This window comes from Diplocloster hominis (assembly GCF_032380655.1).
Taxonomy (GTDB): Bacteria; Bacillota; Clostridia; order Lachnospirales; family Lachnospiraceae; genus Diplocloster; species Diplocloster hominis.
Genome location: NZ_JAWDIY010000002.1, coordinates 214,114 through 235,952 on the forward strand (window position 1 = coordinate 214,114; position 21,839 = coordinate 235,952).

The 21,839-nt window shown below is 48.5% G+C and carries 23 protein-coding genes and 1 pseudogene; 20 read left to right on the plus strand and 4 right to left on the minus strand.

The annotated features are described in order from the left end of the window. Positions 1-27: 27 nt before the first annotated feature. The 20 genes from ABC831_RS03040 to gatB all read left to right on the plus strand — a co-directional run bounded on the left by ABC831_RS03040 (position 28) and on the right by gatB (position 18,748). Complete coding sequence (locus ABC831_RS03040) at positions 28-879, plus strand: hypothetical protein (protein WP_343246767.1); 852 nt, start codon at positions 28-30, stop codon at positions 877-879. 72 nt (positions 880-951) lie between these two features. Continuing rightward, positions 952-1,170 (plus strand): Flp1 family type IVb pilin, encoded by a 219-nt coding sequence (locus ABC831_RS03045; RefSeq protein WP_343246768.1) that lies wholly within the window; start codon positions 952-954, stop codon positions 1,168-1,170. Positions 1,171-1,190: 20 nt separating this feature from the next. After that, positions 1,191-1,598 carry a hypothetical protein gene (locus ABC831_RS03050; RefSeq protein ID WP_343246769.1) on the plus strand — a complete coding sequence of 136 codons (408 nt, stop codon included), beginning with the start codon at positions 1,191-1,193 and terminating at the stop codon, positions 1,596-1,598. A 54-nt stretch (positions 1,599-1,652) separates the two neighbouring features. After that, on the plus strand, positions 1,653-2,183 hold the full coding sequence (locus ABC831_RS03055) for a hypothetical protein (protein WP_343246770.1): 531 nt from the start codon (positions 1,653-1,655) through the stop codon (positions 2,181-2,183). A 118-nt stretch (positions 2,184-2,301) separates the two neighbouring features. Continuing rightward, positions 2,302-2,979, plus strand: coding sequence for a CpaB family protein (locus tag ABC831_RS03060; RefSeq protein WP_343246771.1), 678 nt, complete (start codon positions 2,302-2,304; stop codon positions 2,977-2,979). A 78-nt stretch (positions 2,980-3,057) separates the two neighbouring features. Continuing rightward, positions 3,058-5,001, plus strand: coding sequence for an InlB B-repeat-containing protein (locus tag ABC831_RS03065; protein ID WP_343246772.1), 1,944 nt, complete (start codon positions 3,058-3,060; stop codon positions 4,999-5,001). Further along, the gene (locus ABC831_RS03070) at positions 4,998-5,666 is read left to right on the plus strand and encodes a prepilin peptidase (protein ID WP_343246773.1); all 669 of its coding nucleotides are present in this window, start codon (positions 4,998-5,000) and stop codon (positions 5,664-5,666) included. Before ABC831_RS03065 ends, ABC831_RS03070 begins: the two co-directional genes overlap by 4 nt. Positions 5,667-5,810: 144 nt before the next feature. After that, the gene (locus tag ABC831_RS03075) at positions 5,811-6,911 is read left to right on the plus strand and encodes an HNH endonuclease domain-containing protein (RefSeq protein WP_343246774.1); all 1,101 of its coding nucleotides are present in this window, start codon (positions 5,811-5,813) and stop codon (positions 6,909-6,911) included. Between the two features lie 150 nt (positions 6,912-7,061). After that, entirely contained in the window at positions 7,062-7,946 is an 885-nt protein-coding gene (locus ABC831_RS03080) for an amino acid ABC transporter substrate-binding protein (RefSeq protein ID WP_343246775.1), read from the plus strand. A 100-nt stretch (positions 7,947-8,046) separates the two neighbouring features. Then, positions 8,047-8,697, plus strand: coding sequence for an amino acid ABC transporter permease (locus tag ABC831_RS03085; RefSeq protein WP_343246776.1), 651 nt, complete (start codon positions 8,047-8,049; stop codon positions 8,695-8,697). 12 nt (positions 8,698-8,709) lie between these two features. Next, complete coding sequence (locus tag ABC831_RS03090) at positions 8,710-9,477, plus strand: amino acid ABC transporter ATP-binding protein (RefSeq protein WP_343246777.1); 768 nt, start codon at positions 8,710-8,712, stop codon at positions 9,475-9,477. 209 nt (positions 9,478-9,686) lie between these two features. After that, the gene (gene glnA, locus ABC831_RS03095; protein WP_343246778.1) at positions 9,687-11,018 is read left to right on the plus strand and encodes a type I glutamate--ammonia ligase; all 1,332 of its coding nucleotides are present in this window, start codon (positions 9,687-9,689) and stop codon (positions 11,016-11,018) included. A gap of 49 nt (positions 11,019-11,067) precedes the next feature. Beyond that, the gene (locus ABC831_RS03100; protein WP_343246779.1) at positions 11,068-11,610 is read left to right on the plus strand and encodes an ANTAR domain-containing response regulator; all 543 of its coding nucleotides are present in this window, start codon (positions 11,068-11,070) and stop codon (positions 11,608-11,610) included. A gap of 107 nt (positions 11,611-11,717) precedes the next feature. Beyond that, positions 11,718-12,566, plus strand: coding sequence for a diaminopimelate epimerase (gene dapF, locus ABC831_RS03105; RefSeq protein WP_343246780.1), 849 nt, complete (start codon positions 11,718-11,720; stop codon positions 12,564-12,566). Between the two features lie 4 nt (positions 12,567-12,570). After that, positions 12,571-13,785 carry an LL-diaminopimelate aminotransferase gene (locus ABC831_RS03110; RefSeq protein WP_343246781.1) on the plus strand — a complete coding sequence of 405 codons (1,215 nt, stop codon included), beginning with the start codon at positions 12,571-12,573 and terminating at the stop codon, positions 13,783-13,785. 13 nt (positions 13,786-13,798) lie between these two features. After that, a complete protein-coding gene (locus tag ABC831_RS03115; protein ID WP_343246782.1) occupies positions 13,799-13,939 on the plus strand; it encodes a hypothetical protein in 141 nt (46 codons plus the stop codon). A gap of 203 nt (positions 13,940-14,142) precedes the next feature. Further along, the gene (gene aspS, locus ABC831_RS03120; RefSeq protein ID WP_343246783.1) at positions 14,143-15,474 is read left to right on the plus strand and encodes an aspartate--tRNA(Asn) ligase; all 1,332 of its coding nucleotides are present in this window, start codon (positions 14,143-14,145) and stop codon (positions 15,472-15,474) included. A gap of 56 nt (positions 15,475-15,530) precedes the next feature. Continuing rightward, a complete protein-coding gene (gene gatC, locus ABC831_RS03125) occupies positions 15,531-15,824 on the plus strand; it encodes an Asp-tRNA(Asn)/Glu-tRNA(Gln) amidotransferase subunit GatC (RefSeq protein WP_343246784.1) in 294 nt (97 codons plus the stop codon). Positions 15,825-15,837: 13 nt separating this feature from the next. After that, the gene (gene gatA, locus ABC831_RS03130; RefSeq protein ID WP_343246785.1) at positions 15,838-17,304 is read left to right on the plus strand and encodes an Asp-tRNA(Asn)/Glu-tRNA(Gln) amidotransferase subunit GatA; all 1,467 of its coding nucleotides are present in this window, start codon (positions 15,838-15,840) and stop codon (positions 17,302-17,304) included. A gap of 1 nt (position 17,305) precedes the next feature. Then, complete coding sequence (gene gatB / locus ABC831_RS03135) at positions 17,306-18,748, plus strand: Asp-tRNA(Asn)/Glu-tRNA(Gln) amidotransferase subunit GatB (RefSeq protein WP_343246786.1); 1,443 nt, start codon at positions 17,306-17,308, stop codon at positions 18,746-18,748. A 159-nt stretch (positions 18,749-18,907) separates the two neighbouring features. Here gatB and ABC831_RS03140 read toward each other — a convergent pair whose 3' ends face one another. From ABC831_RS03140 to ABC831_RS03155, 4 genes and pseudogenes are all read right to left on the minus strand, one after another. Continuing rightward, complete coding sequence (locus ABC831_RS03140; protein WP_158342928.1) at positions 18,908-19,108, minus strand: cold-shock protein; 201 nt, start codon at positions 19,106-19,108, stop codon at positions 18,908-18,910. A gap of 267 nt (positions 19,109-19,375) precedes the next feature. Next, positions 19,376-20,101, minus strand: a complete 726-nt coding sequence (locus tag ABC831_RS03145; RefSeq protein ID WP_343246787.1) for a PHP domain-containing protein — start codon at positions 20,099-20,101, stop codon at positions 19,376-19,378. After that, entirely contained in the window at positions 20,082-20,429 is a 348-nt protein-coding gene (locus ABC831_RS03150) for a DRTGG domain-containing protein (protein WP_343246788.1), read from the minus strand. Before ABC831_RS03150 ends, ABC831_RS03145 begins: the two co-directional genes overlap by 20 nt. Then, a pseudogene (locus tag ABC831_RS03155) lies at positions 20,407-21,823 on the minus strand ([Fe-Fe] hydrogenase large subunit C-terminal domain-containing protein). Before ABC831_RS03155 ends, ABC831_RS03150 begins: the two are co-directional and overlap by 23 nt. Positions 21,824-21,839 lie beyond the last annotated feature (16 nt).

A 21,839-nucleotide genomic window follows, 5' to 3' on the forward strand; every position in this document is an offset into this window, starting at 1 on the left:
TGAAAAGAAAGGAGACACTATTCACAGATGGAGGTCATGGAAATGATCAGCAGAGGGAAAACAGTGACCGAGCTTATATGTCCGGTGCTGCTTATGCTGGCACTTTGCAGTGTATCTTACACACAGGTACAGGAACGTCTGATCCAGTGGCGCAATCAGATGGGCGGACAGGTCAGACGGAAAATGAAAACCACTGGATTACCATATTTCCGATATGACCGAATTCAGGATTATCTGGAACATTACGGGGTTACCTATATGTTTCCAGGGAAAGCCGATCCGGTTTCCTATCTGGCAGTGAAAGGATTTTTTGCGCTGCTGTGCTTGGCTGCGGGGTTACAGATTCACCCTGTGATAGGTTTGCTGCTGCTGCCGGTTGGATTTCAGGCGCCTGATGGGTTCATCCGCCTGTCCAACAACCAGGACAATGATGAAATGATGGCGGATATAAAGAATGTCTATGATACGCTCAGAATACAGACGAAGGCTGGAGTGTATCTGACTTATTCACTTTCGGAATGCTATCTTGCTGTAGAGAACGGTAGGTTGAAGGCGGCGCTTCTGACCCTGACAAACCGTATCGTAGCAAAAAGCGATATAACTAACGCGTTGGATGAGTTTCATGGAAAGTTTGAGAATAAATATATTGATATTTTATGTATGATTTTGCAGCAGTCGTTAGAATCCGGTCGTACTGTACAGGTTCTCGAGGACGTATCCTCCCAGCTCACCGATATGCAGCATGCGATACATATGAAAGAAAAAGAAAAGCTGGATCGGAAAATCCAGGTTTTGCAGCTGCTGATTTTTGTGGGAATCATGGGGGTCTGCCTGCTGGGCTTGGGAACTGAGATAATGGATTCGATTATTCTATTTTAGGAGGGTTCGGTTGAGCAAAAAGACGTTCATCCATCCCTATATATGCGCGAAAACGCGCGAATGGAGGTAAATATGAAAAATATATGGAAACAGGAATTCATGATGATAATACACAGATGGGAAGGAAAGATGATGAAAAAAGAGCTGGGAGGAAAAGAAATTATCGCTGAGGTGGCATTGGCTGTGATAGCCGTGGCCCTGATCCTGATATTCCGGACTCAGATCAGCAGTCTGATCACAACGATTATGACATCAATGAATACGAAGGTTTCTGAGTTGTTCAGTATGTAACAGAAATGAGGTCTTATCTTATGGGAAAAAAAGAGCAGGGAAGCATATTTAAGTTCATGCCCAGTATATTAAGTATCCTGATGCTGGGAATTATCGGAATTGTATTTTTAAACTGGATGTCTGATTTGGATTCCAGGGACAGGCTGGATAGTCTGGCACGGGAATATATTCTGCGGATGGAGACGCAGGGATATCTTACAGATTCTGACAGCCAGGAACTGATACAGGAATTGTCCGAATTGGGTATGGAACAGATCAATCTGGATGGCACAACCAGGGGTGAAGTGGGTTATGGTAATCAGGTAATATTACAGATACAGGGAATGATCCGACAGAAACAACAACGTCTAAGCGGATTTGCCGGCCTGAACCAGACAGAAGTACTGACACCTGTGAGAATACGGAAAGCTTCCACTGCGAAATATTAGGAGGTCCGAGAAATAAGAAGAAAGTCTAATGATAGGAAAAAAGAAGCGGGAGCCGTGGAATATGTCATTTCTCTAAGCATGGTAAGTATTGTTTTACTGCTGATCCTTTTCCTGTATCAGAGCAGAATGATCAAAATTACCAGGAACTATGCGCAGGATGGACTGACGGCCTCTAATCTGGCCGCCGCCGTTATTGATCTGGCGGAATTCGGCGTCTCACATGAGATACTGATCAGCGATGAAGTTCGGGCGTATGAGGAATTCAGAACGGCTCTCAGAGAAAACCTGAGGTTAGATGAGCACGAAACTGCTTTGGAAAACAGTCTGCTGAAGGGACAGATTCGAATAGAGGATTTTATTATATATAATGTAGAGAACCATTTGATTTATCAGACGGGAAAAAAAGATGGCGTCTGGCTGGCAAAAAACTGCCTGGGAATTCAGGGGGATGTGAGAACACCGGACGGTACAGTGATCGAAAGTACTACGATCTACAGCAGGATCAGTTTCCCGATACGGGGATGGAGGGATCAGGACAGAGAAGTAACGGTTCAAAAGAGTGTGGACGTGGTAACGAGAGAATGAACCAACCTTTTAGAGCAGCGAATGCTGCCACCCCGCCCGATGGGCATTCATTAAGGGAAGCTGTAAAGATTACATACGTCCTGGCACAAAAAAGGACAAGGAGAATAAAAACAAAAGAATGAAAAGAATAAAAATGAAATACCAAAAAGAAAAAAAGAAAAAGAATCTGGCATGGAGATTCCTGTTCAGCTTTTTCATGGCTTTTCTGGTATTCCTTCTGCTTCTGATGCTGGAAGCGGGTTTTCTGAAAAAGGAAGAAGAAAAGCTGGTAGTTCTGGCGGCAGCTTACATACCAAAGGGAACGGAATTAACGGATGAAATCATAGCGGACAGTTTCCGGGAGACTTATGTGCCTATCTCTTTCATACCGGAGCAGGCGATTCAAGACAGTAAGCGATTGGCCGGAAATATTACGGAAGAGGACATCTGTGAGCGGGAGATCATGACAGTATCAAAACTATGCGAATTTCCTGAATTATTGGAAGAACTGGAGGAACCGGTGGAAGTAAGTGTGTCCGTCACCGATCTGTCCCAGGTGGTAGGAGGGATCTTAAGAACAGGCGATCGTATTAATTTATCGGTTACGGATCGGGAAACCGGGGTAAATGAGCGTGTCTTTACCAATATCTATGTATCCGGAGCTTTTACCTCCTCTGGAAACAGAGTGGAGCGTATGCCGATGGAACAGGAGCAGCCGGCAGCCACTGTACTGAATCTGTGGATTCCAAAGGCAATGGAACAGACATTTAACGAAAAAATAAACAGCGGTTTGTTGAGAATCAGTAAAATACAGTAAAATTGAGAATCAGTAAATTACAGAATCAGTAAATTACATTTAAAAGAATACACGATCTATAGAAAGAGGTTAAATAATATGAAAAAGATCTGGAAGCTGATGTTTTTTCTGTCCTTGCTGTTAAGCTGGATCTTAATGACCCCTTATCGCGCAGACGCCGCCACCTCACTGGGAAATGGAGATTGCGGCCACTGGGACTGGCGGTATCTGGATGATACCGGCAGAATTTATATTAAGATCTGCAGTCCGGACCGGGACTTTGGAATCGCGGTCCTCCAGGTCAGCGGACTATCCGGAAAACAATTTTATTACCGGAATTTTCCAGCTGTTCTGTATCTTTCCTTATCAGGAAATCCCTGCGGAATGCGGCTGGATTCCAACACGGCATCCGTATTTCCCTATACCTTCTGCGGAGACTGCGGGTCTCCCTACATACAGGAATTTTCGGTTCCAATTCATTGGCAGATGCCTGCTTACTATGAGTTCGCCGGTACGCCCTATGTTCAGAACAGCGGCGGAACCACCACCTTGCAGCAATTTGTGGATCACAGAGATTTTATATGGAAGGACTACTATTTTATAAACCGTCTTCCGAACGGAGGAAATACACTGACATCACAGGCTTTTACCGTGAGTGCTTCCACTTTCTACGATCTGGGTATCCGGGTAGATACACCCAGCGGTATCGTAGTGCAGGGACCTCGTACCGTAACGATTCAGCTCCAAAAGCAGACCTTCTCCCTGCAGGTTAACCCGAATGGTGGCAGCTGGGAAGGCAGTACGGGAATCAGTGTGCGCAGGCAGCAATGGGGGACAAGCAGATCGATAGGTGCTCCGGTTCCGCCGGCTGGATATACGGTGTATTGTAATGCGAACAAAGGAGAGGGCAGTAAGACGCTGACTGCCGGAAAAGTTTTTACCGGATGGAGCCGTTCCGGCTCCGGAACCATAAATGGAAGTACCTACACCTTTGGCACGGGCAACGGAAGCCTGACAGCCAACTACAGGCAGTCCGCCGTCACTCTGCCTGCAGTAAAAAGAATCGGTTATCTGTTTCAGGGGTGGTATTTAAATGGAAAGAAGGTGGGGGATGCGGGGACTGTATGGACTCCCACCGGATCTGTAACCCTGACAGCGTCCTGGAAACCCGTAACCTATACCGTATCTTATCACGGCAATGGAAATACCGGAGGAAATACAGTATCCAGCAAACATACCTACGATGTGGCACAAACGCTCAATACCAATGGCTTTATACGGGACAAAGCCTTATTCCAGGGATGGAGCACCAGCGTGTCTTCTGCCACGGTACGTTACACGGATCGGCAGACCGTACAAAATCTGTCGTCCACACAGGATTCTGTAATACACTTGTACGCGGTCTGGAAAAAGACGATCACCTTATCTTATGACGCAAACGGAGGGAGGGATGCACCATCAGCAGAGACAAGGAGCATTGTTAATGCCGATTCCGCCAATTTTACGATCAGTCCCCTGACACCTGAAAAGGACGGCTGCCGTTTTCTGGGCTGGAGTACGAAACCAGATACGAATCTGGGTTCCTATCAGCCTGCGCAGCAAATCATGCTGGGCGAGAATACCACCCTGTACGCAATCTGGGATCCGATCCTGGAGGTGGAGGCTTTTATAACGAGAACCCTGGAACCGCATGATCCTGTTTTTAAAACCGGTGAACAGGGAATCTTGACTATTAAAGTATATGGTATGTGCGAAAAGGTAAAAGTTTCCTTTCCACAGGAGCTAATCAGTCAGGAAGATGAGTGGAACCCGAATCACCTGGATCAGGAATATGATCTGTCTCCCGCCATGAGTCAGGAGCTTACCCAGGAGTTCTATGTCCCGTTATATACCCAGGAAGGTGCCTATACGACCGAAGTGACAGCCTATAAGACAGGAAATGACGGGAACCAGCTGACGAAGACCGTGTATCCTCAATTCCGTGTTTCAGGAAACATGCTGGATGAATTAAAAACCAGGATCAGGCTGGCGGATCGAAGATGATGAAAGGAATTTTGATCACTGTCCTTTTATCCGTTTCTTTTCAATTTATCGTGCATTATATAAAGCAAAAAGATCTGGAACTGCAACTCCCAGCTGTCCCACGTTTATTTACAGTTCTCCTGTGCTTTGGCGCGTTTATATTTTTATTATCTGGTCTGTATTCTTTTATTGAGACAGCGGTATTTGCTGCTTTGCTTCTCTATTTGTCTGTTATGAGCTATACCGATCATTATACAGGTCTGCTGTATCCAGCCATCTCTCATTTATTTTTAGTGACAGGAATAATCCTGTGGGTATTCCGGTATCTTGTTTATGGAAAAAATACTCCGTTCTTAGAATACCGTGAACAGATAATTGGTATTATTATTTATTGTGTTATTTTATACCTCCTACAAAAAGGAAGGGTGTTTTCTTCCGGTGACACAAAAGTATATTTGTGCGCAGCTCTTTTCCTGACTTTTCAGGAATCAGACTATCCATATTTCTTAAGATGGACGGCGAACCATGTGATCAGCACCGTATTATTTCTGATTATAAACGTTCGCCATATAGATCTGCGGCATCTCCGGCTCCTTACTCCCCGGCCCTTTATTCCTTCTATATCAGCCAGTACCGTTCTGATCCTTTTGCTGTTTGCAAAACAAGGCCAGAGTATACAGATGTGAAGAATATACAGACGCAAAGAATATATTGCGGAAACGGTCGAAATGTGTTATTACTGAATAGACGAGAGCGTATGAAAATATGAGATATCAGATAGTATACTATATGGAATTACAATTTTTTGATAGGAAACCGGAGATAAAAAAATGGAATTGCCCTACTCACCTGAGCTGCCCATCCACTCATTTTCCAGACTGTTCGATAATATGAGTGAGAGCTATAAACTATTTTGGTTTCAGGCGGTCATTGAACACGTGATACAGGGGAAGAATCTGATAACTTTTTCTGAGATTATCGATTATATGATTGCAGACGCCTGGTATATGGTGTCAGAATACCGTCTAAACTTTGGGCCTTCGGATACGCTGGAAAAGCTGGTGTTTCAGGTATATGTAAATAGCGGTTTAAAAACAACGGAGAAAAAAGAAAATATCCTGAAATATCTCCAGGACAATCAGGAACCTGAAGTACTACAGATGAAACGGACACTGGCACTGCATGTGCCGTTCCGGCTGCAGGCGCCTTTTCTTACAGGAGCGAAGGCTTCCTTCTGGAAGAGCCAGACCATAGTAATTGAACGTATGAACCAGGAAAAACATCTGCTTTACTATTATGATCAGGTCCAGGGGCTCAAAAGGAGTATCCGTATTAACAGGGAATGGTTGGATTATATTCTAGACAATCAGTCTATTTTGCTGGGATGGTTACGATTTCATATGATCGAGTACCTTCAGAAAAGGAATCCCAGTGTACCCGGAATACCTAATAAAATCGATCCTCCCACGAAGCGCCATCTGGAAAAAGTGAAAAAGTACTGGAAGGCTATCGTGGCGGCCGAGCCTGTCTGTGACATCTATACCGGCAGCGTACTGAAAGGTGACGAAGTTTCGATCGACCATTTTATCCCCTGGTCCTATGTCGCTCATGATGAGCTCTACAACTTGACTCCCACCACCAAAAACGTCAACAGCAGCAAGAGTAACCGGCTTCCTGATTGGAATACCTATTTTGGAAGGCTGTGCAGGGTCGAATATCAGGCCTATCAGCTCATGTGGAAAAACAGGACGGTTCATGCTCTGTTTGAACATTGTAAAAAAGAGCACATCAACAGTCAGGACGCACTAGTGAAGCTTTACGATCCGGCAATCGGGCAAGATACCTTCTATAAAAATCTGGAGGAGATTCTTCACCCAGTATACAATTCTGCTAAGAATATGGGTTTCCCCGAATGGGAAGTGAATGGTTGATATACGCAGCTTATTGAACCGGATACAGCTGTAATCCAGCCATAATCCAGCCATAGCAGGAAAGATATTGACAACCCCGCCCCCTGCATGATAATATGGAAATGCTTTAATAGGGTAGAGCACTACCAAAGGAAAACAGGAGGATTAGTTATGAAAAAGTTAGCAGTTTTATTGGCATTGACATTGACAGTCAGTATGTTTGCAGCAGGCTGTGGAGATAAAGAAGAAGCTCCGGCTGCGGCTCCCTCGGAGACACCTGCGAACAGCGAAGAAGTACAGGCATCTGCCACACCCGCGACGGATAAGGAGACGGCAGCTCCGGCTTCGGATGCAGCAGCAGGCGGTTCCTTTATCGTAGGTTTCGATCAGGATTTCCCGCCCATGGGATTTGTGGGAGACGACGGTGAATTCACCGGGTTTGACCTGGAGATGGCACAGGAAGTAGCGAAGAGGCTTGGCATGGAATATGTGCCTCAGCCGATCGCCTGGGATTCCAAAGATATGGAGCTGGATGCCGGCACGATTACCTGTATCTGGAACGGTTTCACTATGAACGGACGGGAAGAGAACTATGCATGGACAGATCCTTACCTGAATAATAAGCAGGTATTTGTGGTGAGAGAAGATTCCGGAATAGATTCCAAAGAGGGACTGGCCGGAAAAGTTGTGGATGTACAGGCGGATTCTTCCGCAGAGGCAGCCTTGAATGATGATCCCGAATTAAGCGGCAGCTTTGGCCAGCTGCAGGCAGTTCCCGATTATAATACCGCATTTATGGATCTGGAATCCGGAGCGGTGGACGCCATTGCAATGGACAGCGTAGTGGCTGATTATCAGATCGCGAACAGAGAGAACAATTTTGTAGTACTGGATGACGTGTTGGCCACCGAGGAATACGGTATCGCGTTTAAGAAGGACAATACGGAATTAAGGGACAAGGTGCAGGCGACACTGGAAGAGATGGCGGCAGACGGAACCACAGCTGAGATCTCCACCAAATGGTTCGGATCCGATATCACCACAATCGGTAAATAACTAAGAAAAGATAAAAGATATACAGGTTCGGAATACAGTCGGGCGGGCGTTGACTCGCCCGCATTTTTCAATTCCGTCCCTGCAGACAGGAGGATAAAACGTGAACTGGGCATTATTGTTATCAAAACTGGGCAGTGGTATGCTGACAACGTTGGAGATATTCTGCGTGACGCTGATCGTTTCGCTGCCGCTGGGCCTGGTAATAGCTTTCGGGCGCATGGCCAAGAATCCGATCATTCGGACAATATTTAAAATCTACATATCCATTATGCGGGGAACTCCTCTGATGCTGCAGTTGATGGTGGTGTACTTCGGACCTTACTATATTCTGGGACTCCAGGTGACCAACAGTTACCGGCTGTATGCGGCATTTATCGCATTCGGATTGAATTATGCCGCGTATTTCGCGGAGATCTACCGGGGAGGCATTGAGTCTATGCCTGACGGGCAGTACGAGGCGGCGAAACTTCTGGGGTACAGCAAGGCCCAGACCTTTCTCAAGATTATCCTGCCGCAGGTGATCAAACGGATACTGCCTTCGATTACCAATGAAGTGATCACCCTGGTTAAGGATACGTCCCTGGCCTTTGCCATAGCCGTTACGGAGATGTTTACCCAGGCGAAGGCGCTGGCTTCCTCCCAGGTCAGTATGATTCCCTATGTGGCAGCCGGCGTGTTTTATTATGTATTCAATCTGCTGGTGGCCAGTGTTATGGAGTTTGTGGAAAAGAAATTTAACTATTACCGGTAGGGAGGCGCCAGGATGAATCTGTTGGAAATCAATAATCTAAGAAAGACATTTGATGAGTTGGAAGTAATTCAGGATATCTCCCTGTCTGTAAAAGAAGGAGAAGTACTGTCGATTATAGGCCCTTCCGGCTCCGGAAAATCCACGCTGCTGCGCTGCGCGACGATGCTGGAGCGGATGGACAGCGGAACGATGAGCTATATGGGCGAACAGGCGGTGTGGACGGATGAAAATGGAAATGCCGTCTATGCGAAAAGTGCACAGTTAAAAAAGATACAAAATTACTATGGCCTGGTATTCCAGAACTTTAACCTGTTTCCTCATTTTTCCGTAATGAAAAATATAACGGACGCACCGATTCATGTACAGAAACGACCGAAGGATGAGGTGTATAAGGAGGCCAGGGAATTATTGAAAAAAATGGGGCTCTCGGATAAAGAGGATGCTTATCCCTGTCAGCTCTCGGGCGGCCAGTGTCAGAGGGTGGCGATTGCCAGAGCTCTGGCGCTGAATCCAAAGATTCTGTTTTTTGATGAACCAACCTCCGCCCTGGATCCGGAACTGACCGGTGAAGTGCTGAAGGTGATCCGTTCGCTGGCAGATCTGGATATCACCATGGTGATCGTTACACACGAGATGGCATTTGCCAGAGATATCTCCGATCGGATAATTTTTATGGACAATGGAGTGATTGCGCAGCAGGGGACTCCTGAGGATATTTTCCAGTCCGACAATGCGCGTACCAGGGAATTCCTGGGCAAATATCATGATTATGGAGTCTGATCAGAGGAAAATTCTGGTACATTGCCGAAATAAAAATTTAAACAGATCAGCGATTGACAAATACAAAGGCGTTTGTTATCATTTTTGAAAGGACAAAGGCGTGCTCATAATTTGGGTATGCCTTTTTTTCAATAGGTGTGTACTCCAGAATCCTGGCGCTTTATGCGGCCAGAAACCTGAGGGAAAACAGCGGAGAAGGAGAGCGGGATATGAGTAAATATTCAAAAAAAGACATTATGAAGCTTGTGGAAGAAGAGGATGTGGAGTTTATCCGGCTTCAGTTCACCGACATGCATGGGATGTTTAAGAATGTGGCGATCACCTCCAGCCAGTTGAACAAAGCGCTGGATAACCGTTGTATGTTCGACGGTTCCCTAATCGACGGTTTTGTAGGAATCGAAGAATCCGATCTGTATCTGTATCCGGATTATGATACGCTGCAGATTTTCCCCTGGCGTCCCCAACAGGGAAAGGTTGCCCGGCTGATCTGTGATGTACACCGCACAAATGGGGAGGCTTTCGAGGGAGATCCCAGATATATACTCAAGAAAGTAATCCGGGAAGCACAGGATATGGGATATACTTTCGAGGTTGGTCCGGAATGTGAATTTTTCCTTTTTCACACGGATGACAGCGGACAGCCCACTACAACCACCCATGAAAAAGCCGGCTATTTTGACATCAGTCCTGTGGACCTGGGAGAGAACGCAAGACGGGATATGGTGCTGACCCTGGAAGAAATGGGCTTTGAAATCGAGTATTCCTATCACGAGGCTGCCTCCGGGCAGCATGAAATTGATTTTAAATATGACGAGGCATTGACTGCCGCTGACAATATTATGACCTTTAAGCTGGCCGTCAGAACCATAGCAAAACGCCACGGCCTGCATGCCACATTTATGCCGAAGCCGAAGTATGGCGTGCATGGTTCCGGAATGCATACGAATATGTCTCTGAACAAGGACGGCAAAAATATATTTCATGATCCTTCCGATTCGGCAGGACTCAGCAAAGAGGCCTATTATTTTATCGGAGGCATCATGAAGCACATCCGCGCAATGACAGCCATCACGAATCCGATCGTGAATTCTTATAAACGGCTGGTCCCGGGATTTGAGGCGCCGGTGTATATCGCCTGGTCGGCGGTGAACCGCAGTCCTCTGATCCGGATACCTTCTAATAAAGGAGAAAAAACCAGGGTGGAATTAAGATGCCCCGACGCATCCTCCAATCCTTATCTGGCGCTGGCTGTGTGCCTGGCTGCCGGACTGGACGGCATCCGCAATCAGATTTTGCCGCCGGACAGTATTGACAGAAATATCTTCGAACTGACGGAGCAGGAACGGGAAGAGTTGGGGATCGGCATGCTTCCCGGAACGCTGATCGAGGCGGTCCAGGCCCTGGAAGAGGATTTGTATATTCAGAATGTTTTGGGAGACCATATTTGCAGGCGTTATCTGGAGGCTAAGAAGGCGGAATGGACAGCATACCGGACGCAGGTTACTTCCTGGGAGATTGCGGAATATCTCTATAAAATCTGACCTTTTCTTCAATTTAAAGGCGCAGTAAATGCGCCACGGGAGGGAAAAATTGACCAGTATCATTGTTGTATTTCCAAAACCCGAGGACGCGAAAAATATCCGCAATCTGTTGGTTCGGCATGGCTTTGACGTGGCTGCCGTATGCACAGCCGGTTCACAGGCGATCCAGTATGCGGAGGCTCTGAACGACGGGATTGTGATCTGCGGTTATCGGGCTGCGGATATGATGTACACGGATCTGCATGATTTTCTACCACCTCATTTTGAGATGCTTCTTGTCGCTTCCCAGCATCTGTGGAGCGAGTGTGTGAATAACGATATTGTATGTGTGGCTATGCCGGTCAAGGTGCACGACCTGGTCAGTACCGTAGAAATGATGGTTCATACGATCGCCGGGCGAAGAAGGAAGAACCGCCAGAAGAGGAAGGAACGGTCGGAATCTGAGAAAGAAATGATCCGGCAGGCGAAAGCTTTACTGATGGAGCGCAATAATATGACGGAGGAGGAAGCGCACCGGTATCTGCAGAAATGCAGTATGGACAGCGGGACGAATCTGGTTGAGACGGCCGGGATGGTTATGAGTATTTATTAGAGGAAAAGAAAATAGAAGAGACAGAGGAAAAGGAAATCGTTGCAACGGCTTCAAATTTTTGCTATACTGGGGGCATATTTTTATTCAATCGTATAGGAGGAACGGCCGTGTTATTTGTTAAGATGCATGGATTGGGTAACGATTATGTTTATGTGGACTGTACGAAGGAGATGCTGAAAAATCCTTCGAAGATCGCCAGACGGATCAGTGACCGGCATTTTGGGATCGGGTCGGATGGGCTGATTTTAATTAAGCCGTCTGATAAAGCTGATTTTACCATGGAGATGTATAACGCGGATGGCTCCAGAGGTGAAATGTGCGGAAACGGGATCCGCTGCGTCGGTAAGTTTGTGTATGACCAGGGGCTGACTGAGAAAACGGAGCTTCAGGTGGAGACGCTGGCGGGAATAAAGGAACTGAAGCTGTTTGTGGAACAGGGGAAGGTTCAAAGCGTCCGGGTGGATATGGGAGCTCCGGTTTTACGGGCTGCAGATGTGCCGGTGATCAGCCAGAAGGAACAGGTGATTGATGAACCGATCCACGCAGGGAATGCCGTATACCGGATGACCTGTGTATCCATGGGGAATCCGCATGCGGTGGTGTTTGTGGAACATGTGGAAGATCTGAATCTGGAGGAGTTAGGTCCTCAGTTTGAAGGGAATCCCTGTTTCCCGAATAGAGTGAATACGGAGTTTATCCAGGTGCTGGATGAGAACCGGATTCGGATGAGAGTCTGGGAACGGGGCTCAGGTGAGACATTTGCCTGCGGAACAGGTGCTTGCGCGGCAGTGGTTGCTTCGGTGCTGAATGGCTTTACGAAGGATTGTGTGACGGTAGAACTGCTTGGCGGCTGTCTTGAAGTGGAATGGGACACGAAGCGGGATACGGTGTTTATGACCGGACCTGCGGCCACGGTATATTATGGAGAGATCGATGTGACGAAACTGGAGGAATGATTTTATGTTCAGGATTAATGAGAATTATCTGAAGCTGCCGGGAAGCTATCTGTTTTCGAATATTGCGAAAAAAGTAAATGCTTTTACGGCTGCGCATCCGGAAAAGCCGGTCATTCGTCTGGGGATCGGCGACGTGACTTTGCCCTTAGCTCCGGCTGTCATAGATGCGCTGCATGCGGCTGTGGATGAGATGGCTCATGAGGAGACATTTCACGGATATGCGCCGGATCTGGGATATGAGTTCCTGAGAAATGCGATTGTCAAGGGAGATTACAGGGCCAGGGGCTGTGACATCGCGGCGGATGAGGTGTTTATCTCGGACGGGGCGAAATGTGATTCAGGGAATATTCAGGAGATTTTCAGTCTGGATAATAAGATTGCGGTCTGTGATCCGGTGTATCCGGTGTATGTGGATACGAATGTGATGGCGGGAAGAACCGGAACTTATGATCCGGAGTCGGAGATCTGGAGCGATGTGATCTATATGCCGTGTACGGCTGAGAATGATTTTGCACCGGAGCTGCCCGGAAAGACGCCGGATATCATTTATCTATGTTTCCCGAATAATCCGACCGGGGCTGCGGTTTCTAAAAAGAGGCTTCAGGAATGGGTGGATTATGCGAACCGGGTCGGCGCGGTGATCATCTACGACGCGGCTTATGAGGCGTATATTTCGGAGGATGACGTACCTCATTCCATCTATGAGTGTGACGGGGCCAGAGGCTGTGCCATTGAACTGCGGAGTTTTTCTAAGAATGCAGGATTTACGGGCACCAGGCTTGGGTTTACCGTTATCCCGAAGGAATTGAAGTGCGGGGATGTTTCCCTGCATGGACTATGGGCCAGACGGCACGGAACGAAATATAACGGCGCCCCGTATATTATTCAGAAGGCCGGAGCGGCCGTCTATACGCCGGAGGGGCGCAGACAGGTGCAGGAGCAGGTCGCTTACTATATGAAAAATGCAAAAGTGATCTATCAGGGTTTGAAGAAGGCGGGATATTCGGTCTCCGGCGGCGTGAATGCACCTTATATCTGGCTGAAGACTCCGAATGGTATGAGTTCCTGGGAATTCTTTGATTATCTGCTGGAACATGCCAATGTAGTCGGAACCCCGGGGTCCGGGTTTGGTCCCAGCGGGGAAGGGTATTTTCGGCTGACAGCATTTGGAAGCTACGAAAACACGCTGGCGGCGATTGAAAGAATTCAGAATATGTAATACGATAGTGTAAATGCAGAGAAAGAGACTCTGGTCCATGGGACTTAACAGGAAGGACGCGTCACCGACTGAGAGCGCATCCATATGGAACGGGACTAAGGGAACACTCTGGAGCAGACCGGTTGAAACAGCAGTAGGCCGGTACGGGTCGTGAACGTTATACACGTGAGAGAGGAATTCATAAGCGTTTTGCAAAATACTTGTGAATTCAATGCGGGTGGTACCGCGGGAGATGATATCCCGTCCCGGAATATGTGGAAGCATGTTCCGGGATTTTTTTATTTCATAGAAAGCTTACCTAATCAGAACAGCAGTGGCTGGAGAACAGACCATGCTGGAAAAAAGGAGGAAAACAGGATGGAATTTATGACAGGTGTAAAACAAAAGAACACATTGGAAATCAGGGACCTGATGGCCAATGACTATACCGGAAGGCAGATCCGGATCAACGGCACCGTGCATACGATCCGGGATATGGGTGAAATTACATTTCTTGTCTTGCGCAAAAGTGAAGGGCTGGTACAATGTGTTTATGAGGAAGGCGTAACGCCGTTTTCCTTACAGGAGATCAGGGAAGGAGCCACGGTGGTGGCAGAAGGGACAGTGTCGGCTGAGGATCGGGCACCCAATGGATTCGAGATCCGGCTGACGGGCATTCGTATCTTGTCGGAGCCTTATCTGCCTATGCCAATTCCGATCGGCAAATGGAAAATGAACGTGTCCCTGGAGTCCATGCTTTCCCTGCGCCCGGTTTCCCTGCGGAACATCCGGGAGAGGGCAAAGTTTAAGATCCAGGAGGGGATTGTCCGGGGATTCCGGGATTTTCTGTATGGGGAAGGATTTACCGAAGTGCATACCCCTAAGATTACCGCCAAAGGAGCGGAGGGAGGCTCCAACATTTTCAAACTGGAATATTTCGGCAAGAAGGCGGAGCTGGCACAGAGTCCTCAGTTTTATAAGCAGACTATGGTAGGTGTCTATGACCGGGTGTTTGAGACGGGACCGGTATTCCGGGCGGAAAAGCACAACACGCCCCGCCATCTCAATGAATATACCAGCCTGGATTTTGAGATGGGCTACATCGATGGGTTTGAGGACTTGATGGCTATGGAGACGGGGTTTCTGCAGTATACCATGACTCTGCTGGAGCGGGAATATGAAAAAGAGCGAAAGATACTGGGAATCCGTCTGCCTAAGACAGACCAGATTCCCGCCGTGCGCTTTGATGAGGCGAAGCAGAAGGCGGCTGAGAAGTATGACAGGAAAATCAGAAACCCTTATGATCTGGAACCGGAGGAGGAAGTGCTGATCAGCCGCTTTTTTAAAGAAGAGTACGATGCGGATTTTGTATTTGTAACCCATTATCCCTCCAAGAAACGCCCGTTCTATGCGATGGATGATCCGGCGGATGCCAGATACACCTTAAGCTTTGACCTTCTGTTCCGCGGGATGGAGATAACTACCGGCGGACAGAGGATTCATGATTATCAAATGCTTCTGGATAAGATGAAGAGCCGGGGAATGAGCCCGGAGGGAATGGAACATTATCTGATGATTTTCCAATATGGAATGCCCCCGCACGGCGGATTAGGAATCGGACTGGAACGTCTCACCATGAAACTGCTGGAGGAGACCAACGTACGGGAAACCACATTGTTCCCCAGAGATTTGGGCAGGCTGGAACCATAGAGGAAAGCGAAGGTTCACAGTCTATAGATGCGGGAAACGCGAGAATGGAGGAAAAAATGAAAAATAGGATTACTGACGAGATCATCGACTATGTGGGCATTCTGGCAAAACTGGAATTATCTCCAGAGGAACGGGAACAGGCCAAAAAAGACATGGCAAAAATGCTGGATTATATTGATCTGCTGGGCGGACTGGACACCGAGGGCGTGGAGCCCATGTCCCATGTATTTCCTGTGTGCAATGTATTTCGGGAGGATATCCCATCTGATCAGGATAACCGGGGAGATATTCTGGCCAATGCCCCCGCGCAAAAAGACGGCAGCTTTCAAGTACCGAAGACAGTGGATTAAGGGAGGGGATACGATGGAAATCTATGAATTAAGCGCCCTGGAACTGGGCAGAAAGATAAAAGAACGGGAAATCTCCGTGGCGGAGGCGGTGCAGGCCTCTCTGGAACAGATACAAAAAAAGGAACCTCAGTATCACTGTTATCTGACCATCGATGAGGAGGGGGCAAAGAAGAGGTCCGCCGCGGTACAAAAGCAGATCGACGACAAGATACTGACCGGACCGCTGGCCGGTGTTCCCACAGCTGTCAAGGACAATCTGTGTACCAGAGGGCTTAAAACAACCTGTGCTTCCAGAATCCTGGAAAATTTTATCCCGCCCTATACGGCCGAAGCAGTACGCAATCTGGAAGCGGCCGGGGCTGTGGTTCTCGGAAAGACCAATATGGACGAATTCGCTATGGGCAGCACTACGGAGACTTCTTTTTATGGGATCACCAGGAATCCGCATAACCCGGAACACGTACCCGGCGGGTCCTCCGGCGGGTCCTGCGCGGCCGTGGCGGCAATGGAATGCTTTTATGCCCTGGGATCTGATACCGGGGGATCGATCAGACAGCCCAGCTCTTTTTGCGGTGTTGTGGGGCTTAAGCCAACTTACGGCACGGTTTCCCGCTATGGTCTGGTAGCCTATGGATCATCCCTGGATCAGATCGGGCCGATCGCGCGGAATGTATCGGACTGTGCGGCGGTGCTGGAAACTATCGCTTCCCATGATCCCAAGGACAGTACCTCTGTAAAACGGGATGACTGTGATTTTACTTCGGCACTGTATGAGGATGTGAAGGGGATGAGGATCGGGATTCCCCGGGATTATCTTACAGAAGGCTTACAGGGGGAAGTAAAAGATGCGGTGCTGACGGTCGCGAAAGAGCTGGCGGCCAGGGGAGCGGTCGTGGAAGAGTTTGATTTAAGCCTGGTGGAATACGCGATTCCGGCATATTATGTGATCGCCTGCGCGGAAGCCAGCTCTAACCTGGCCCGCTTTGACGGGGTAAAATACGGATACCGGACGGCAGAGTATGAAGGCCTGCACCATATGTATAAAAAAACCCGCTCGGAGGGATTCGGCGCGGAAGTAAAACGGCGGATTATGCTGGGGTCCTTTGTGCTAAGCTCCGGTTATTACGACGCTTATTATTTGAAAGCGCTGCGCACCAAAGCACTGATTAAAAAAGCCTTCGACGCGGCCTTTGAAAAATATGATCTGATTCTGGGGCCTGCGGCACCTGCCACTGCGCCGCGGATCGGGGAATCGCTGAGTGATCCGATTAAAATGTACCTGGGAGATATTTACACGGTGGCTGTGAATCTGGCGGGCCTGCCGGGGATCAGTGTTCCCTGCGGCATGGATTCAAAAGGACTGCCCATCGGCTTCCAACTGATCGGGAACCTGTTCCGGGAGAAGGACCTGATCCGGGCGGCCTACACATGGGAATGTTCCTGTACATCTGCAGCAACGCTGCGAGAGGAGGAGAAGTAAAATGGCGAAACAGTATGAAACCGTAATCGGACTGGAAGTCCACGTGGAGCTGGCTACGAAAACAAAGATCTTCTGTTCCTGCAGCACGCAGTTCGGCGGCGCTCCCAATACCCACACCTGCCCGGTATGCACAGGGATGCCGGGTTCCCTGCCGGTACTCAACAGACAAGTGGTGGAGTACGCTGCAGCTGTGGGCCTGGCCACCAACTGTCAGATGAATCAGTATTGCAAGTTTGACCGTAAGAATTACTTCTATCCGGATAATCCGCAAAATTATCAGATCTCCCAGCTGTATCTCCCGATCTGCCGCGATGGCTATGTGGAGATCGAAACCGGGCCGGATAAACAGAAAAAAAAGATCGGAATACACGAGATCCATATGGAAGAGGATGCCGGAAAGCTCATTCACGATGAGTGGGAGGACTGTTCCCTGGTGGATTATAACCGAAGCGGCGTACCGCTGATCGAGATCGTCTCTGAACCGGATATGAGAAATGCGGAGGAAGTAATCGCGTATCTGGAAAAGCTGCGGCTCCTGATACAATACCTGGGTGCTTCCGACTGCAAACTCCAGGAAGGCTCCATGCGTGCGGATGTAAACCTCTCTGTCCGGGAGGTGAACGCCAGTGAATATGGAACCCGGACGGAAATGAAAAACTTAAACTCCTTTAAAGCCATATCCAGAGCGATCGACGCGGAGACGAAGCGGCAGATCGAGCGGATCGAAGAAGGGAAGGCTGTGGTTCAGGAGACCAGGCGTTGGGATGATAACAAGGAGTATTCCTATGCCATGCGGTCAAAGGAAGATGCCCAGGACTACCGGTATTTCCCGGAACCGGATCTGGTGCCGGTACAGATCAGTGAGGAATGGCTGCGGGCCATAAAAGACGCCCAGCCTGAATTCAGGACCCAAAAGCAGGAACGCTATAAAAAGGAATATGACATACCGGAATATGATATAGATATCATCACGTCATCCAAGCATATGGCGGATATCTTTGAGGAGACCACCGCGCTGTGCCGTCAGCCGAAGAAGGTATCGAACTGGCTGATGGGGGAGACTATGCGTCTGCTGAAGGAAAAGGGAATGGATCCGCAGGAGATCCATTTTACGCCGGACCATCTGGCAAAGCTCATTAAACTGGTGGACGACAGAGCCATCAACGGTACGGTTGCCAAGGAGGTATTTGAGCAGATTTTTGACCGGGATGTGGACCCGGAAGCGTACGTCCGGGAGAAAGGATTGGGAGCAGTCACGGATGAGGGGGCTCTTAAGAAAGTGATAGAAACCGTGATCCGCCAAAATCCCAAATCCGTGGAGGACTTCCATAGCGGAAAGAAGAAAGCCATGGGTTATCTGGTGGGCCAGACTATGAAAGAGCTGAAAGGGAAAGGAGATCCGGGGATCGTGAACCGGATTCTGGAAGAATTGCTGAACCAGTAATGAATGAAACGAACCAGAAGCAGCACTTTCCTATCGAACAAAAGAGAGCCATCCTTAGATGGCTCTCTTTTGTAATCTCGTTATTCTACCTTGCTTTCTTCCTAATAGAGTCGCAATATTCTATTTATTAAAGAATAAGGCACATGGAAAACGATTTGATTAGAGTCTGGTTACGTTAACAGCCTGGGGGCCTTTATCTCCATTTACGATCTCATATTCAACTTCTTGTCCCTCTTCCAGAGATTTGAAGCCGTCCATGTTGAGGCCTGTGTAATGCACAAATACATCGTTGCCTTCAGAGTCTGAAATGAATCCGTAACCTTTTTGGTTGTTAAACCATTTTACTGTACCTTTACTCATGATGATACCTCCAAAAAATTAAAAAATGTTAGTGTTTCGTTGCCCTCTGCAACACAAATAAAGAGTATCACAGAATGAAAAATCTGTCAATTATTTTATTCGTTTTGCACAATAAAACATAGAGTTTTGGCATAAGTTTATGGTAGATTATAACATGGATTCGACATGATTTTGCAAAAACCCGGACAAAGAAGTACCTGTGACAACAGCATCCGCCGGCACCGGTATATCCGGAAAACAGGCCTGACTGATACTGCCGCTTTATGGTCATCCCTCCGGTCTGGTTTTCAGAGCCGCGATGACAGCTTCAGGAGATCTGGCTTCTGCGGAAAGGGTGTAATAGGGCTCGTGGATCAACTCGAGCTGGTGTGCATCCGAATTGCTTAAGATCCGGCATTGGTCCAGGTAAGGATTGGATTTTTGAAGTTCGTGGAGTTTTTTCATATCCTTTACTTCCGCGCAGGGAAACCGGCTGTCCTCCGGGATAAAACCGAGGTTCGAGATAAGGCTGAAAGCCGGCTTGTCTATGTGGGCGGGGAACATGACGCCGTGATAGCGGTCAACCAGTTCCCAAAGACCTTCAAAGGAGATAGCAGTCGCGTTGATCAGAAGATAGGGTAAGGTACCGGTGATTTCGTCCTGGTCATTGTAGATCTGCTGTTTTCCGAAGATATCTTCCCGGTTCGGGACAGGAGGAAGCCGTTCGGAAACATAGCTGTCAAATGACAGCGCGTCCGAAAGGGAGGAAAACAGACAGACCGCGTGCACTTCCTCCGCCGTGGTCAGTTCCATACCCGGCAGCGCAAGTATTCCGTAATTTGCGGCAAGCTTACATACGGCCGGGCAGTTTTGGCAGCTGTTGTGATCGGTGACGGCTATAACATCCAGCCCTTTGAGCATAGCCATTCCTGCGATGTTGGCGGGAGTCATGTCATCATCGCCGCATGGGGACAGGCAGGAATGGATATGTAAATCATAATATAGATTCACCATGGATCAGCCTGTAGATCAACAGGGCGGTTTCAAATACCGGCTCCGGTGTGCTAAGAACCGTGACACCCTGTGTATTCGCTTTGGCCGCGGCCGCCTCATCTAACAGCATACCTTCCGCCAGGATAATACAGGCGGAATCGGAGAGCGTCGCTACGGCCAGGGTATTCATGTTCCCCATCACAGTTACCCAGGCACAGCCTTCGGGTGCTCTGCTCATGGCAACACTGAGCAGATCGCAGCAGAAAGGTTTGGTTATTTCACGCCCCGGATTTTCTCCGGCGTTTATGACTGTAAATCGGTTTGTATTAATCAGATCTTGTACTGTCATCATCATTCTCCTTTTGCGTCAAAGGGTCCAGCCTGGCCATACGGCTGGAAAAATCGTGAATATAATCCTGGAGCATATGGATGCCGGCCTTACCATCGCCGTCGCCGTTTAGCAAAGAGTTCGTAATGGCCGCGATCTCATCGGAAAGTTCATGGATATCCTGCCGGAACAGATAGATACAATCATTTTCTTTCGCTTCGCCCCGGACGATATCCTCCGCCAGAGCCTTACAGGTCGGAGCCCCGCAGGAGCCGCAGTCCAGCCCCGGAAATTTCTGACAGAGCCGCTCCACCTGATTCATTTTCAGAATGCTGCTCTTTAAATCATTCCCAAGACGGAACACAGGTTCATAGTTGATATCCTGGGTGAGATACAGATTTTCCGCAGGTTCATCCCCCAGATGATTACAGGACACCGGCATATACTTGCGCAGTTTCTTTAATTTAACAGCAGCCACATAGGGATTCTCCACGGTCAGGACCCCGCCGACGCAGCCGCCGGCACAGGCGTCCAGTTCAATAAACTGCAGGTTCGGAAGCTTTTCGTCCTCCAGATCCTCCAGCACCTGGATCACATTCTCTATTCCGTCGGCAGCCAGATAATTATCGCTGATCAGGCCGCTGGCTTCACCTCCGCTGCCCCCCCCAGCCGATACCGATCTTACCGGAGATCGACAGTTGTTTGGGGCTTCGCTGTGCCTCTTTCATCAGGGGCAGCATCAGAGGATAGATTTCCTTGATCGCCAGCACATGATCAATCTCGCTTTTTTCCACACCAAGCGGAGTCTTGGAATACGTCACCTTCGAAGGACAGGGGGACAGGAAAAACACGCCGATCTCCTCCGGCTTATAGCCGGTAAGTTTCACGGCTTTCTTCCGGGCCAGCTGCGCTGCCACCTCCACCGGAGGCTTCACCGGGAGCAGATGGCTTAACAGGTTCGGAAACCGGACCCGGATCAGGCGAACCACCGAAGGGCAGGCCGTGCTGATATAAGGCCAGTTATCCATATGCTCTCTGATATAGGTACGGGATTCCTCCGATACCAGCTCTGCGGCGCCGCTTACTTCATAGACATCATCAAACCCCAGCATTAAAAGTGCGGTCAGCACAATATTCGTATCGTCCAGATTATTAAACTGGGCATACAAAGAGGGAGCCGGCAGGATCACCGTATATTTATATTGTTTTAAAGCATCCAGGTGGTCATAAGTAGCCACCTTCGCATGGTGAGGGCAGATGCGGATGCATTCTCCGCAGTCGATACAGAACTTGCTGGTAATCCGGGCTTTACCGTTCCTCACCCGGATGGCCGAAGTGGGGCAGCGTTTGATACAGTTGATACAACCCTTGCACAAATCCTGCTGCAGACGCACGGAATGATAAAATTTATCCATGAATACACCTTCTTTT